This is a genomic window from Streptomyces sp. NPDC093261 (assembly GCF_044753645.1).
GTDB lineage: Bacteria > Actinomycetota > Actinomycetes > Streptomycetales > Streptomycetaceae > Streptomyces.
In genome coordinates this window covers 76,713-91,225 of record NZ_JBIVNO010000027.1, presented here as the reverse complement: position 1 = coordinate 91,225, position 14,513 = coordinate 76,713, and the positions used below count along the sequence as shown (strand labels likewise).

Here is a 14,513-nt window from a genome sequence, read left to right as displayed (position 1 = left end):
ACCTGCCCGCACAGCGCGTTGAAGCAGGAAGCCCCCGGAAGGGTCAGATGACCCAGGCCGGAATCCCTGGACTTTAGGCCAGGGAGCACGTCAAACCTACGCGCAGACCATCTGCTGGATGCTGCCGCAGTCCATCGTCACAGTCTCCCTGGTGACCGCGTTGCTGCCGCGGATGAGCAGGGCTGCCGCCGAAGGCCGCATCCCCGACCTGCGGGCGGATCTCTCCCGTGCGCTGCGTGTCAGCGGAGTCGTCATCGTGCCCGCCGCCTTCCTCTTCCTCGCTCTCGGCCCGCAGATATCGACGCTGCTGTTCGCGCATGGCGCGGCGACCGCCGCCTCGGTCCAGCCGCTCGGGTACATGCTGCAGGCGTTCGGCCTCGGGCTGATCCCCTTCTCCGCCCAGTACCTTCTGCTGCGCGGCTTCTACGCCTTCGAGGACACCCGTACCCCGTTCCTCATGGCCCTGTGGATCGCGACGGTCAACATCGCCCTGGCCACCGCCTGCCATGTGCTGCTGTCCGCTCGCTGGGCCGTGACCGGGATGGCCGGGGCCTACACCCTTTCCTATCTGGCCGGCTTCGCCCTCACCGCGCGGCTGCTGCGCAAGCGGGTCGGCGGCCGGCTCGACGACGGCGAGGTGCGCCGCACGTACACCAAACTCGTGTGCGCGGCGGGCCTGAGTGCCGGCCTGTCCTGGATCACGGCCCACAACTGCGCCTCGGCCCTCGGCGCGGGCACCTGGCCGGCCGCCGCCACCCTGGCCGCGGGCATGCTCACGCTGGGCGTGGCCTACCTCGTCTTTACGCGCCTGATGAAAGTCGGCGAACTCCGGCGTCTGCCGGGACTGCGGTAGGGCGGTGCCTGTGCCGAGCTTCTGCCCGATGCGGCGCCGGCTCTATGGTGAGCCGACACCTGCGTCCGGCCAGAGGGGAACTGATGGTGCGCAGATCCAGGATCACCCGATCCGCCGCCGCGTTGGCAGCCCTGCTGATCTCCGTCTCGTTCGTCCAGGGAGCATCCGCCAACGGCGCCCCTACCCGGCCGCATACGCTTGCCGTCCAGCTCAACGCCTACTGGACCCCGGCCCGGATGACCGCCGCCCTGTCCAGCGACGCCCTCCAGGGCGCTGAGTCCGACCCCCCGGCCCCCGCAAGCTCTCCCACGGCGGACGGCCCTGAGCCGGGCGAGTACATCCCGCCCAGCCAGGCCTTCGACGGCATGCCCCAGGCGGGCACCTTCTTCTGGACCGACGCCACCGGCACCGGCCGCACCTGCAGCGGCTCCGTGGTGCGCAGCCCCGGCCACGCCCTCGTGATCAGCGCCGGTCACTGCCTGAAGGGGTATTCCGGCACCTCCCCCCAGCGCAACCTGGCCTTCGTCCCGCAGTATCACGACGGGCTCAAGCCCTTCGGCGTCTTCCCCGTCGAGAACAACGGCGTCTACGTCTCGCAGCAGTACTACGACCTGGGCGAGCACGCGGGGGCCGAGTACGACTTCGCCTTCGCGGTCACCGAGCCCAACCAGGACGGGAGGCTGGTCCAGGACGCGGTCGGCGGGCTGCGGTTGCTCACCGGGACGGGGTACTACCACGCCCCGGTGCGGATGATCGGGTACCCGGCCAACACGCAGAAGCCGCTGGAGTGCTGGAGCCGGACCACCAAGTGGGTCAGCGACGACCCGGCCGATCCGGGCACCTTCCCCCGCATCGCCTGCGACGGCTTCGTGGGGGGAACCAGCGGCGGACCGATGCTGGTGCCGTGGCTCGGCGAATGGGCTGTGATCGGGGTGATCGGCGGGTATCACACCGGCGGCAACACGCCCCAGGTCTCCTACAGCGCCTACTTCGGTGCCGCCACCCGGACGCTGTACCAGGCCGCGATCGCCGGCGCCCCGCCGGCAGGGCCGACTTCCTGAGTCCGGCCCCAGAGGTCTCGAAGCCGGCACGGTGACATGCCCGGGCACGGCATCGGCGTAGATCCCCTGTCCGATGGGCTCACTGGCCGGCAGCGGCCCTCCTTCGCGCCTGCTCGAACTCCGTCAGTGGGTCGCCGGCGGTGCCCCAGGGCCAGACGGTGACCGTGCCGCCGAGTGCCTCGAAGACCGGACGGGCCTCGTGCCGTCGGTCGGCGGCCATCAGCGCGTAGGCGAGGAGATTCAGGTCGGCCAGGGCCGTGGCATGGTGGAAGAACTCCGGCCTGACCCAGGTGTGGACCGCACGGTCCAGGGCCTGAGCCGCCTCACGCTGGGCCCAGTGATTGCCCGCCACCAGGGCTTCGACTCCGCCTCGGGCGAGGACGGACTGATACTGCAGTACCTGGGCGGTGAGTTCCGTCGCCGCACACGGCGCGTTCGCGGGCATGCGGGCGGAGAGGGCGTCGACGAACTCGAGTACCTGGACTCGCGAGCCCGCTTCCTGCGGAGTGAGGTAGCCCAGCATGTTCAGATAGGCCTCACGGTTCCAGCGATCGCGGGCCAGCACCTCGTTCCACACTCCGAACACATGGGACTGCTCCCAGCGTTCCAGCCGCGCCGCTCCGAGCAGCACCACCCACGGCGTGGGGTCGTCCGGTGCCAGCTCGGCAGCCTCGAAGCAGTTTCTGGTGACCTCGGCCGCGTCGTCCAGGCCCCCCTGGGCGCGGCCTCGCGCGAGCTGGGTACCCGCGTGCAGAACCAGTGCGCTCGCGTTGCGTGGCTCCCGCTTCGCCCAACTCTGCGGCAGATGGGAGGCGCGAAGGTAGTCCGCCAGGACGGTCATGCGGTGCGTACGGCGGTCCCAGTCGCCCGGGTTCTCGTCCATGAGACGGGATATCTGTGCCACACACAGGTCGGTCGTCGCGATCGTGCCGGTTCTGGTGGTCGCCACAAGGGACTTCAGAAGCCTGCCCAAGGCCTGGTCATCCAGTTCCGGGGCAAGACGGGGTCTTCTGCGGCGGCTTGAGAGGAATGCCATGCACGGAGGCTAGAGCGGACCGGATGTCACACAAGACATACGTCAAGATCGTTATGGGTTATACGTCTCACCAGCCGTTACCCGCTCGTATGGCGAGACACATGCCCGTGACGCCCAACCGGTGGGATCGCGGTGACGTAGGCCTCAGGCGCGGGTCCACTCGATGGCCAGTCCCCGGCCCTGCAGGCGCCCCGCCTCGGCGGCCGGCGTGCGCGTGGACGGGTCCAGCGGGTTGGCGCCGATCCCGGCGCGCGACGCCTCGTCCGGCTCGATGACCGCGACCTGGGCGCCGTTCGTCCGCAGTTCCTCGAGGGCCTGCTCCAGCGGCTTGTCGCTGGGGAAGGGCTCAACGGCTCCCATCGGCACGATCACCAGCACACGGGACGCACCGACGGCGTAGTCCGCGTTGGCGCTGGAACGGACCCCGCCGTCGACGTACCGGTGCCCGTCGATCGTCACCGGCGGCCAGACTCCCGGGACGGCACAGCTTGCGGCCACCGCCTCGACCAGGCCGACCCCGGACGAGCTGTCGAACACGCGCGGAGTGCCGCTGTCGGCGTCCACCGCCACGATCCGCAGGGCTCTCGCGGGCCATCCGTGCGACGGAAGCCGCGATTCGATCACGGCCCGGCGCTCCGGCTCCGGAACGGTGTCGGTGCGCAGGGCGAACTCCCCGATCGCACGCCGCATCTCCGCGACGGTGGCGGCCTCGCCCAGCGCCACACCGATATCCGCGGCGAACCGGTCCAGGTCCATCTCGGCCATGATCTCCTCGGCCTGCAGCGCGGGATCCACCTGCCTGGCGTACAGCTGTTCCAGGGACAGCCCACTGCCCAGCTGGGCCGCCACGGTCGACCCGGCGGAGGTGCCCACGATCAGGTCGGCACCCGTCACGTCCTGGCCCGCATCCGCGAGGCCCGCGAGCAGTCCGGTGATCCATGCGATCCCACCGACCCCGCCACCGCCCAGCACCAACGCCTCTGTCACGGCTCCTCCTTGATCGACGACGCGTCCCACGGAACCCTGGTCCGTCCGTGTACCCGCACTCGGTGGATCCGACCGAACCACCCTGCGCGTCCCGCCCTCCGCGGCCATGCGCGGCCGACGGATGGCCCGCCGCCGGACAAGGGTCTCTCCGACGCGGCGAACGCGACCGGCCCGGTGCGTCGAGTGCGTGGCCAGGCACGTATCCGTGCGTCCTCGCATCAGCCGATCGCATCCCTGGTGTGGTCCGACGCCTACACCGGCGCGTACCGCCTCGACCTGCCCGAGAACCACACCCACCCCGCGCGTCGTCAGCGACGACTCCCACTGCCGTTCCCTCGTACGCCGGGTGACCCCCGGGAGCACGGACCAGACCGTGCCGCTCCGGCTGCCCGCGGACAGCTGGGCCGCGGCGGACGATCCCGCGTACGCGCTCGCGAAGTGACCTTGCGCTCCGACCGACTGTGCCGACTCGCGCCGGCAGTGAACCAGGTCACCCCGTCGGCACGCTGATCTCCCGCTTGAGGATCTTGCCGGTGGGGCCCGTGGGCAGGGCGTCCACGAGCCACACTGCGCGCGGGTACTTGTACGCCGCCACACGGTCCTTGACGAACTGCCGGAGTTCCTCCGTGGTGGCCTGGGCGCCCTTGCGCAGGACCACCGCGGCCGCGACCTCCTCGCCGAGCCGCTCGTGCGGCACGCCCACCACGGCCGCGAGCGCCACGGCAGGGTGCTCGTGCAGCACCTCCTCGATCTCGCGCGGGTAGACGTTGTAACCGCCGCGGATGATCATGTCCTTCTTGCGGTCGACGACATAGAGGTAGCCGTCCTCGTCCTGGCGGGCGAGGTCGCCGGAGCGCAGCCAGCCGTCGGGAATGGCGGCTGCGGTCGCCTCGGGAAGGTTCCAGTACCCCTTCATCAGGTTGGGACCCCGCACGGCCAGCTCACCGACCTCGCCGGGACCCACGTCCCCGCCCCTGTCGTCGAGCAGCCGGACCTCCACGTCCTTGATCGGGGTGCCGATGGACCCGGCCTTGCGGGGCCGGTCGAGGTGGTTGAAGGTGACCACCGGGCTGGTCTCGGACATGCCGAAGCCCTCCAGCACCGCGCAGCCGAACCGTCGTTCGAAACCGTGCAGGACCTCCACCGGCAGCGAGGCGCCCCCGGAGATGCACATCCGCAGCGTCGGCACATCCACCTCCGCCGGATGCTGGAGCAGCGCCGCGTACATCGTCGGCACCCCGTCGAAGACCGTGGCACCGTCCCGGACGATGGCCTCCAGAACGGTCGCCGGGTGGAAACGCGGAATCAGGGTGAGCGAGGCGCCGCTGTGGACGGCCACGCTCATGGCGCAGATCTGGCCGAAGATATGGAACAGCGGCAGACAGCCGACCACCACATCCTGCGCCGTCATCCGCTGCACATGATCGGTGTTGACCTCGGTGTTGTGCCGCAGTCCGGCGTGGGTGAGCGCGGCGCCCTTGGGCCGTCCGGTGGTGCCGGAGGTGTACAGCAGCACGGCCACGTCGTCGCCGGCCGTCTCCGTCACCGCCGTGAGCGGCTCGTGCCCGGACAGCAGGCCGGCGAAGGAGGAGGGCTCGACGACGATGCGCCGCGTTCCCGCGGCGGCCGCTCCCTGCGCTCCTTCGCCCGGCGCCTGGTGCCACTCGAACAGCACCGCCGCGCCCGAGTCGCGGAGCTGGTACCCGATCTCCCGCGCCTTCAGCAGCGGGTTCATCGGCACCACGATCGCCCCGGCACGCAGCACGCCGTAGTACAGCACGACGAACTCGGGGACGTTCGGCAGCATCAGGGCCACCCGGTCGCCCGGCCGAACGCCCTCGGCGCGCAGCAGCGCCGCGACCCGGGCACTGCGCTCGTCCAGCTCCGCGTAGGTGGTGGTCTGCGTGTCCAGCCGCAGTGCGGGACGCTCTGGCTGCCGCCCCGCCGTCCGTGTCAGGAACTCCGCCAGATTGGGCATGACCCCGCCTCCCCGCGTATCACCGCTGAACTCCGCCGTTCACCTGGACGACATCGTGCAGCGGCCGGCTGCGACGTTCTATGGGCCGGACGACAGCGTCCCCTCCCCGGCTTTGTTCCCGGCGACAAAAACAGGGAGTTACACTGCGACGATGGACTTCTCGGGTGTGGCCGGGGCGCTCCACGGAAGGCTGCCGCTACTCGGCGAGCGCATCGCGGAGCGCATCCGCTCGGATGTCGACACCTACCAGGACGAGGCGCTCATCCCCTTCGACTCGCTGCGGCGCTCGTGCACCGACAACGCCGACCTGGTTCTCAGATATCTGTGCGACGCCACCAGCCCCGATCCCGGGCCGGCCCGGGAGACCGGCCGCATTCGCGCGCAGCAGGGCGTGCCCCTCGCCGACACCCTGCACGCCTACCGGATCGGCTTCGAGTTCCTGTGGTCGGAGATCCTCGAGGAGGCCTACCGCCATCCGGAGGTCTCCGACGCCCAGCTCGTGGCCCACTCCGCCGAGATCTGGTCGCTGTTCGGCCTCTACGCCGAGGCTGTCGCGGAGGCGCATCGCGAGACCACCGCCGAACTCACCCTTCAGCGGCAGGCCCGACGATCCGCGTTGGTGGAAGCGCTGTTCACCGGCGTCATCGCCGACCGCACCACGCTCTGGGAGGCCGCCCGTGAACTGGGCCTGCCCGAACACGGACCCTACGCGGTCGTCGCGGCCGAATCCGCGGCACCCGGCACCGAGCCGCTGGTCGGCATCGAGACCGCACTGCGTCAGGCTCATCTGCCCTCCGCGTGGCGGCTGTTGCCCGACCAGCAGATCGGGCTGGTCGCCCTGACCACGCGGGCGGCGGAGAGTACGGGCCTGCGCATTCTGCGCCGCGCCCACGCCCGCGTGGGCGTCAGCCCCGGCTTCCACTCACTGCGTGAGACGCCACAAGGGCTGCGTTTCGCCCGGCTGGCCCTGGCCAGTGTGCCGGGCAGCGGCCCGGGTGTCGCCCGGTTCGACGACAAACCCCTGGCCATGGTCGTGGCCGCCGCCCCGGCAGAGGCGTCCCATCTGGTGAGAGTGGCACTCGGACCCGTCCTCGATCTCCCGGCGCCGGAACGTGCCCGCCTCCTGGACACGTTGGAGCACTGGTTCGCCGCGGCCGGTTCCGTCGCCGACGCGGCCGAGGGCCTGTTCGTCCATCCCAACACGGTCCGCTACCGGCTGCGCCGCATCGAGGAACTCACCGGCCGGGCCCTGTCCGACCCGCGCACGGCGGCCGATTTCGGCGCCGCGCTTCTCGCCGTGCACAGCCGGCCGGCTGGCCCGTAGGACCCGCTCCGCCGCCCCGCTTGGTCTGGGCGCCCCGGAGGACTACTCGCTTCGGGGGCCCCGTCCGCTGCGGTCATGCCGGCCGCCGGGACGCGGCACCGACGGATGAGGGTCGGCGCCGTCGTGGACACGGTCCGCACCGAGTCCGGTTCCGATGCCGACGGCCGATGCCCCGGGCGGAGCCTCCGGCGCGCGAGGAGCGAGCTCCGGCTGGGCGGTCCTCCTCGCGGAACGGCCCTTGCGGAGCAGCAGCCGTCGCGCGGGACGCTCCACCGCCTCGTACAGAACCCAGGACAGCCCGAGGGACAACGCGAACGCGACGGCAGTGACGGCGAGCGCCGTCGGCAGCCCGAAGCCGGGGGAGGTGCCCAGTAGTTCGGTGCCGGCCCGCAGCACCAGCAGGTGGACCATATAGAAGGCGAAGGACAGTTCCCCCAGGCGCACCAGCCGCCGGTGCCGCCACAGCGAGGGCAGGCCCCGCAGGTCCGCTACGGCCGCAGCAGGGATGAGCAGAGCGAAACCGATGAGGGTGCAGGGGACGCCCGGGTACCCGGCGGTGACCTGTGGGACGAAGAAGTAGCCGATGATCGCCAGGGCGAGTGAGGCCTCCAGTCCGGGTCCCCGCCACCGGTCCAGGATCACCAGACGTGCGACGGCGGCGCCGAGAACGAACTCGGGCAGACGGGCGGCGGGGAGTGAATTGACCGGCTGGCTCAGCCAGTGGTGGGCGTCCGCCCGGCTCAGCACGACCACCGTCAGTACCGATGCCCCGGCGAGCGCCGCCGACCCCCGGCCGCCGAGACGGCACAGCAGCAGCGCCAGCAGCGGGAAGGCGGCGTAGAAGAAGGCCTCGCAGGCCAGTGACCAGCTCACCGGGTCCAGCGTCTGCCACCACGGTCGCCACCAGGAGTGCACCAGCAGGACGTTCGCCAGTCCCTGAAGCGGTTCGGGTCTCGCCTGGTGGTCCAGCGTGCAGCCCATGAGCAGCGCGATCGCCGCGGTGACGAGATGCACCGGATAGATCCGGGCGAGGCGTCGCCGCCAGAAGGAAAGCGCGCGGTCGCCGGGCCGCGCGGACCACATCAGGACGAACCCCGACAGGATGAAGAAGAACGACACTCCGGTCGCACCGGACCCGAATCCCCACGTCATGATGCGGCCGCCGGTGCCGCCGAAGTAGCCGAAGTTGCGCACGTGCAGTCCGAAGACGAGGAGCGCGGCCATCCACCTCAGTCCGGTGAGAGACGGCAGCGGGGGTACCGCAGTGCGCGGGGGAGTGCTGGTGGTGGGCCGGGCGGCGGTGGCCGGCAGCGTCCGGGTCGCCGTCGTCATCGTCTCACCTGCCGGGGGTTTGGGAATAGGGCATGAGAGGGAACGTTGCCCGTTCAGCCCAATTCATTCGGGTCGTAGCGCACATCACACCGGCGTGTACGGCGTCGCACGCGGGTGTCCCGCGTCAGCAGGGCTTGCGCCCCACCCCCGGCTCCGGTTTCTTCAGCATCGACGACAGCTTCAGCCGGCGGGACGCCGCACAGAACTCCCCGGTCGGCTCGGCGTGTTCGACGTGGAAGACCGCCTTGGGTCCACCGGGGCCGGCTGGTTCGCGGTCATCCGCGCCGTCACCTGCCAAGGTGTCGAGCCCGCCGACATGAACGCCGAACTCGCCGAGATCAACGGGGGACCGGGCATCGTGGTCCGCGGACCGGACCGGGTGATCGCCATGGTCACCTTCGATTTCGACACCGACGGCCGTATCACCGCGATCCACAAAGTGGCCGACCCGGACAGGCTCCAGGCCGGCGCCGGCGGCACCGTTCACGAGGTCGCGGGGCAGCGAAGGCGGTGAACGATGCCGAGCGGGACGATGGAGGGCGCCCCGGTCCGCCGTAGCGGATCAGGCCGTCGTCGCCGGACGGGCGGTCGTTGCCGGATCCGCCGCCTTCGGCCGGCGGGCCGCCATGACCGCGTAGACGATGATCCCGGCGAACAGGAACAGAACACCCTGGTACACCGCCGCGTATCCGGCGCCCGCGACGAGCCACAGGGTGAAGGCGGCCGCGGTCGCCGCGACCACCGCGTCTCGCGTCAGCCGCGCCCGGTCGACCTGCTCGCGCCGTCCGGAGACGAGGTGGAAGAGCTGCGCGGCGGTGGCCAGGAGATACGGCACGGTCGCGGTGAAGGTGGTGACGAGGACCAGGGTCTCGAAGACCTTGCCTCCGCCCGATGTGTAGGTGGAGATCGTGAGCAGGGAGGCCAGAACGACGGTGACGGCGACACCGACCGTGGGAACGCCTCGCCGTCGGCGCGCGAAGGCGGCGGGGAACAGGCCGTCCTGCGCCGCGGCGTACGGGGTCTGGGCGCTCAGCAGGGTCCAGCCGTTGAGGCAGCCGGTCATCGACACGAGTGCGGCGAGTGCGACGGCCGAGCCGCCCCACGAGCCACCGAACATGGCGTTCACGGCGTCCGAGAAGGGAGCGGTGGAGTGGACCAGGCGGTCGTGCGCGACCGTGCCGAACACGGACAGCGTGCCCAGCAGATAGACCAGCGCCGCGCCCGTGGTGCCGATGACGGTGGCGCGCCCGACATTGCGCCGGGCGTTCTTGACCTCGCCGGCGCTCACGGCGGCGGACTCCACCCCGAGATAGGAGAAGAGCAGGACCGCGGCGGAGGCGGACACCGCCCCGACCGCGCTGCCGCCGCTCGCCCGGAACGGGCCGAGGTTGTGCGGATCGAAGAAGAACAGCCCGCCGACCGCGACCAGCAGCAGCGGCACGAACTTCAGGACGGTGGAGACGAGCTGGACGGCACCCACATAGCGGGTGCCCGCGAAGTTGGCGAGTGCGGGCAGCCACTGCAGGGCGAGCGCCGCCAGGCACGCGCTCCAGCGGTGGCCGTTGACCGGGATCAGCACGTCGAGATAGCCGACGGCGGCGACGGCGAGCGCGGCGTTCGACACCCACGTGGTGATCCAGTAGGCCCAGGCGGCGAGGAAGCCGGCGAAGTCACCGAAGGCCTCGCGGGCGTAGACATAGGGGCCGCCGGTGCGCGGGTCGCGCTTGGCGAGCCGACCGAAGACCAGGGCGAGTGCGATGGCGCCGACGGTCAGAACACCGAAGGCGATCAGGCTGACCGTGCCGTACGGGGCGACGGAGGCCGGGAGCAGGAAGATTCCGCCGCCGATGATGTTGCCCATGACCAGGGCGGTGGCGACGGGCAGCCCGAAGCGGCGGGCGTGTCTGTTGCCGGTGGGGTCTTCGGCGGGGGTGGGGGCCGCGAGGGTCTCCCGCGGGGCCGGAGCCGACTGCGGGGCGGTTCCGGTGTTGTGCATAGGGGGGTGCTGCCTCTCTCGAACAGGTGCCCGGGATCGCCGGGACGGGTCCTATGGTCCGGCATGAGGTGACATTGCTCCAAATCGCATGCCTTTGTCCTGTAGATCCTGTCTAGCGCCGTAAAAGGTGCGCCTTCGGGGGTCGTGGGCGGGGAATCGTCCAGCGGTGCCCCCCCGGGGCCCATCGGGTTGCGACGGGCCTGCGGGGATGTCCAAGTGAGCTGTGACACAGCTGTTGCCGGAACCGGGCTGCGTCATGGCGGTCACCGCCTTGCGTTGGTGGGCTTGGCGCATGGCCTTCCGGGGCGGCGGAAGGTACGCGGCCGAGGTCCGTTCCCGGCTACGTCGATCCGGCCGTGCCGGGCCTCGCCCTCGCCGCCCTCGGCTTCGCCGGCGCCGTGGCCCTCGGACCGAAGACCGCCCGGAGGCGGACCCGGTCGGCCGACCCGATCGATTGTCAGTGGCTCGTCCTACGGTCTGATCACTGGGACCTGCCGGAGAGGCCGCGGGTCCGTCCTGGGGAGGGGTCTGCCATGTCCACCGGATCCGCGGTGTCGACGACGTACCTGGAGCTGTCGCAGGAGGGCGGCGGTGCGCACAAGTTCTACGAAGTGACCGTCGACGGGCACGTGGTGACGGTGCGTTATGGGCGTATCGGTGCCGCGGGACAGCTGCAGACGACGACGTTCCCCACGGCGGAGAAGGCGCAGGCCGCCGCGGCGAAGAAGGTCGGCGAGAAGGTCCGCAAGGGATACGCCTCCGCCGTTCCCGGACAGCGCGCCCCGAGGCCGGTGACCCGGCGTCAGGTGATCTCGGCCCCCTCCACCGCCCGTGCTGTCGCTCCCGTGCTGTGGCGGTTCCGCACCGGTTCCTCGGCGTTCGGCATCCATGTCGACGACGAGCGCTGCTGGGTCGGCAACCAGGCGGGCGACGTCTACACGCTGGACCACGACGGTGGCGTCCTCGCCCGGTTCAGCCTGCCGGACGGCGTCAAGTGCCTGGTCGCGGACGACTTCTGGATCTACGCGGGCTGTGACGACGGCAGGGTCTACGACCTGTCCTCGAAGCTGCCGTTCGCCGCGTACGACATCGCCGCGGACGTCGACATCTTCTGGCTGGACATCCACGAGGCCATCCTGAACGTCTCGGACCGCGCCGGCCGGCTCACCGTCATCGACCACGAGGACGAGCACCAGTGGGCCCGCCGCAGCCAGGGCGAGCACGCCTGGATGGTCCGCGCCGACGACCGGGCCGTCTACCACGGACACACCCGGGGCGTCACCGCCTACGCTCCCGACGGTGGCGGCGAGCTGTGGCACACGCCCACCCGCGGCGCTGTCCTGTTCGGCTGGCAGGAGGACCACACCGTGTACGCGGGAACCACGCACCACGTGGTCCAGCGGCTGTCGAAGGCGACGGGCGCGATCCAGGCCACCTACACCTGCGACAACTCGGTGTACTCGTGTGCCACCTCGCCCGGCGGGCGGTTCGTCTTCGCCGGTGACGCGTCGTCGTCCGTCTACTGCTTCGACCAGCACGGCACCCGCCTGTGGAAGCTCGGCACGGGCGGCGGTTCGGCGCTGTCGATGCAATACCACGACGAGCGGCTGTACCTGGTGACCACGGACGGCTCGCTGGTGTGCGTGGACGCGAGCGAGGCCGCCATCTCCGCGGCCCAGCAGGGCACGGTGCCGGTGGCGCGGGACGTCAAGCTCGCCGCGGCCCTGCCGACCTATGCGCCGGCCACGGCCGCGACCGCGGTGGCCACCGTCGCCCAGGCTCCCACCGGGGCGGTCGTCGTCGAGTGCGTCCAGGAGAGCGGGCGTCTGCGTGTGCACGTGGTGTCCGAGGGCTACGACTCGTCCTGGAACGTGCAGTTCCCGCATGCGATACGGCAGCCCGGTGCACGCTATGTCGTGGACGCCCTGCACGCGGCGGCCGGCGGCTTCTACCGCGTCCGCGGTGACATCCGGCGGCTGCTGTGACCGGGACGGGTGCAGACGCGGCCGCAGCTCGGTCCCGGGACATTCGGCGCCCGGCGACGGGCCGTGCCGGGCCGTCGGGCGCGGCCGGGTTCGGCACGGCGAGGCGGTCAGCCGCGCGCTGCCTGCTTGATCAGGTCGGCGACGGCGGTGCTGGGTCCGGCCGGCTCACGCGCGGGCCGGCCCCAGCCTCTGTGACGCCTACGGTGTCGCCCGCAGCCCCGCCAGCAGCACCTGAAGCGCGAGATCGGTGGCCTCGTCCAGGGGCGTGTCGTCGAGCAGTCCGCCGACGGCCAGGGTGGCCAGACCGTGCACCGTGGAGAACGCGACCTGGGCCAGTCGGACGGGGTCACCGAGACGGACGACGCCGTCCTGTTGGGCCTCGGCGATCAGTCGGGCGGCTATCTCCAGGGCGTGGTGGCCGAGTTCGCGCAGTTCCTGGCTGGACTGCTCCTCGTGTTTCGCGGTGAACATCAGCTGGAGCAGGGCGGCGCGCTCCACCGCGAAGCCCAGGTACGCCCGTCCGAGCGCGATCAGCCGCTGTTCGACCGGCCCGGGGCCGTCCGCGGCCGCCTGAAGACGCCGGTTGAGTTCGGTGAAACCGTCGACCACGAGCGCGTCCAGCACGGCCTGGCGGTCGCGGAAGTGACGGGTCGGCGCGGCATGGCTGACGCCGAGGTCGCGGGCGAGGCCGCGCAGGGAAAGCCCGACGGCTCCGGACTCGGTCAGCACGGCCTCGGCCCGTTCCAGCAGGGCGGCTCTGAGGTTGCCGTGATGGTAGGAGCCTTCGGGCACAGCGATCTCCTCAATGTTGGCGGTTGACTACAATGTTTTAGGTTGCCTACATTGATTGTCCCGCATGTCGCGGCAAGGAAGTGGAGCACCCGACGATGTCCAGAATGTCCTATCGATCCACGACGGCCCTGATCACCGGCGCCAGCTCCGGACTGGGCGAGGAGTTCGCCCGGCAGTGGACCGAGCGAGGTGCCGATGTCGTCCTCGTCGCCCGCCGCCTCGACCGGCTGCACGAGCTCGCCGCCGAGCTGGAGAAGCGCCATGGAGTCACCGCCACACCCATTGCCGCGGACCTCGCCCGGCCGGGAGCCGCAGCGGATCTGAAGGCGGAACTGGACGCACGTGGCATCACCGTGCAGACGCTGATCAACAACGCCGGCTTCGGCAGTCACGGGGCGTTCCAGGAGCAGGAGCCGGAGCAGATCTCCCGCATGATCCAGCTCAACATCGGGGCGGTCGCCGAGCTGTCCCGGGCCTTCCTGCCGGAGCTGGTGGCCGACGGCCGGGGCGCCCTGGTGACGGTGGCGAGCACCGCCGCCTACCAGCCCACCCCGGCCATGGCGGTGTACGGCGCCACCAAGGCGTTCGTGCTGAATCTGACGGAGGCTCTCGCCTATGAGACCCGCCGGTCCTCGCTACGTGTGCTCGCCGTGTCCCCCGGGCCGGTCAGCACCGAGTTCTTCGACGTGGTCGGCAGCCGTGATGCGATGGTGGGGCGCGTCGCCACGGTTGCCGAGGTGGTGACGGCGACCCGCCGCGCCCTGGAGCGTGGCAGCACCCCGCCGAGTGTGGTGGTGGGCCTGGGCAATCGCCTGTCGGTGCTGTCATCCAGGCTTGCGCCACGCCGAGTTGTACTGGCCGTTGCTGGACGTGCGCTCAAGGCCTGACGGCTCCGTCACTCAACCGGTCGTTTCGGAATGAGTCGAGCTGCGAGTATGCGCGCCCTCGGATGATGCGGTGTCCCCATTCGGAAACGATCGGGCACCCGTCAACGACACGGCGGCGGGGGGGGGGGGGGGGCGGGGGGGGGGGCCCCCCCCCCCCCCCCGGGGGGCCCCCCCCCCCCCCCCCCCCCCCCCCCCCCCCCCGCGCCCCCCCCCCCCCCCCCCCCCCCCGGCCGGGGCCCCCCCCCCCCGGGCCGGCCCGGCCCCGGCGGGGGGGGCCGCGCC

10 protein-coding genes and 2 pseudogenes are annotated in these 14,513 nt (G+C 71.3%); 6 read left to right on the top strand and 6 right to left on the bottom strand.

Features of this window, described 5'->3' with window-relative positions:
* Positions 1 to 94: 94 nt before the first annotated feature.
* Together murJ and ACIP94_RS35180 are read left to right on the top strand one after the other, a co-directional pair.
* Positions 95 to 853, top strand: a pseudogene (gene murJ / locus ACIP94_RS35185) (murein biosynthesis integral membrane protein MurJ); the annotation flags it as partial.
* 83 nt (positions 854 to 936) lie between these two features.
* Positions 937 to 1,914, top strand: a complete 978-nt coding sequence (locus tag ACIP94_RS35180; RefSeq protein WP_402435089.1) for a trypsin-like serine peptidase — start codon at positions 937 to 939, stop codon at positions 1,912 to 1,914.
* Positions 1,915 to 1,993: 79 nt separating this feature from the next.
* Here the strand turns inward: ACIP94_RS35180 and ACIP94_RS35175 are convergent, their stop codons facing one another.
* The 3 genes from ACIP94_RS35175 to ACIP94_RS35165 all read right to left on the bottom strand — a co-directional run bounded on the left by ACIP94_RS35175 (position 1,994) and on the right by ACIP94_RS35165 (position 5,915).
* The gene (locus ACIP94_RS35175) at positions 1,994 to 2,863 is read right to left on the bottom strand and encodes a hypothetical protein (RefSeq protein ID WP_402435086.1); all 870 of its coding nucleotides are present in this window, start codon (positions 2,861 to 2,863) and stop codon (positions 1,994 to 1,996) included.
* Positions 2,864 to 3,094: 231 nt separating this feature from the next.
* Positions 3,095 to 3,937, bottom strand: a complete 843-nt coding sequence (locus ACIP94_RS35170) for a patatin-like phospholipase family protein (RefSeq protein ID WP_402435084.1) — start codon at positions 3,935 to 3,937, stop codon at positions 3,095 to 3,097.
* A gap of 490 nt (positions 3,938 to 4,427) precedes the next feature.
* On the bottom strand, positions 4,428 to 5,915 hold the full coding sequence (locus ACIP94_RS35165) for a long-chain fatty acid--CoA ligase (protein ID WP_402435081.1): 1,488 nt from the start codon (positions 5,913 to 5,915) through the stop codon (positions 4,428 to 4,430).
* Positions 5,916 to 6,066: 151 nt separating this feature from the next.
* Here ACIP94_RS35165 and ACIP94_RS35160 point away from each other — a divergent pair, with 151 nt between their 5' ends.
* Positions 6,067 to 7,239 carry a PucR family transcriptional regulator gene (locus ACIP94_RS35160; RefSeq protein ID WP_402435078.1) on the top strand — a complete coding sequence of 391 codons (1,173 nt, stop codon included), beginning with the start codon at positions 6,067 to 6,069 and terminating at the stop codon, positions 7,237 to 7,239.
* Between the two features lie 42 nt (positions 7,240 to 7,281).
* On the opposite strand, the gene ACIP94_RS35155 is transcribed toward ACIP94_RS35160, so the two are convergent.
* Positions 7,282 to 8,571, bottom strand: a complete 1,290-nt coding sequence (locus ACIP94_RS35155; RefSeq protein WP_402435075.1) for an acyltransferase family protein — start codon at positions 8,569 to 8,571, stop codon at positions 7,282 to 7,284.
* A 250-nt stretch (positions 8,572 to 8,821) separates the two neighbouring features.
* On the opposite strand from ACIP94_RS35155, the pseudogene ACIP94_RS35150 reads away from it, so the two are divergent.
* A pseudogene (locus ACIP94_RS35150) lies at positions 8,822 to 9,085 on the top strand (RNA polymerase subunit sigma-24); the annotation flags it as partial.
* 48 nt (positions 9,086 to 9,133) lie between these two features.
* On the opposite strand, the gene ACIP94_RS35145 reads toward ACIP94_RS35150, so the two are convergent.
* Positions 9,134 to 10,567: an amino acid permease gene (locus ACIP94_RS35145; protein ID WP_402435072.1), complete on the bottom strand. Its 1,434-nt coding sequence runs from the start codon at positions 10,565 to 10,567 to the stop codon at positions 9,134 to 9,136.
* 533 nt (positions 10,568 to 11,100) lie between these two features.
* Here ACIP94_RS35145 and ACIP94_RS35140 point away from each other — a divergent pair.
* Positions 11,101 to 12,552, top strand: coding sequence for a WGR domain-containing protein (locus tag ACIP94_RS35140; RefSeq protein WP_402435069.1), 1,452 nt, complete (start codon positions 11,101 to 11,103; stop codon positions 12,550 to 12,552).
* A gap of 198 nt (positions 12,553 to 12,750) precedes the next feature.
* Here the strand turns inward: ACIP94_RS35140 and ACIP94_RS35135 are convergent, their stop codons facing one another.
* The gene (locus ACIP94_RS35135; protein ID WP_402435066.1) at positions 12,751 to 13,344 is read right to left on the bottom strand and encodes a TetR/AcrR family transcriptional regulator; all 594 of its coding nucleotides are present in this window, start codon (positions 13,342 to 13,344) and stop codon (positions 12,751 to 12,753) included.
* A 104-nt stretch (positions 13,345 to 13,448) separates the two neighbouring features.
* Between ACIP94_RS35135 and ACIP94_RS35130 the strand changes: the two genes are divergently transcribed.
* On the top strand, positions 13,449 to 14,231 hold the full coding sequence (locus tag ACIP94_RS35130) for an SDR family NAD(P)-dependent oxidoreductase (protein ID WP_402435063.1): 783 nt from the start codon (positions 13,449 to 13,451) through the stop codon (positions 14,229 to 14,231).
* Positions 14,232 to 14,513 lie beyond the last annotated feature (282 nt).

Excerpts from the sequence above, each read along its gene's own strand:
- ACIP94_RS35180 (WP_402435089.1), top strand. The coding sequence starts at position 937 with ATGGTGCGCAGATCCAGGATCACCCGATCCGCCGCCGCGTTGGCAGCC.
- ACIP94_RS35165 (WP_402435081.1), bottom strand. The coding sequence starts at position 5,915 with ATGCCCAATCTGGCGGAGTTCCTGACACGGACGGCGGGGCGGCAGCCA.
- ACIP94_RS35160 (WP_402435078.1), top strand. The coding sequence starts at position 6,067 with ATGGACTTCTCGGGTGTGGCCGGGGCGCTCCACGGAAGGCTGCCGCTA.
- ACIP94_RS35155 (WP_402435075.1), bottom strand. The coding sequence starts at position 8,571 with ATGACGACGGCGACCCGGACGCTGCCGGCCACCGCCGCCCGGCCCACC.
- ACIP94_RS35145 (WP_402435072.1), bottom strand. The coding sequence starts at position 10,567 with ATGCACAACACCGGAACCGCCCCGCAGTCGGCTCCGGCCCCGCGGGAG.
- ACIP94_RS35140 (WP_402435069.1), top strand. The coding sequence starts at position 11,101 with ATGTCCACCGGATCCGCGGTGTCGACGACGTACCTGGAGCTGTCGCAG.
- ACIP94_RS35130 (WP_402435063.1), top strand. The coding sequence starts at position 13,449 with ATGTCCTATCGATCCACGACGGCCCTGATCACCGGCGCCAGCTCCGGA.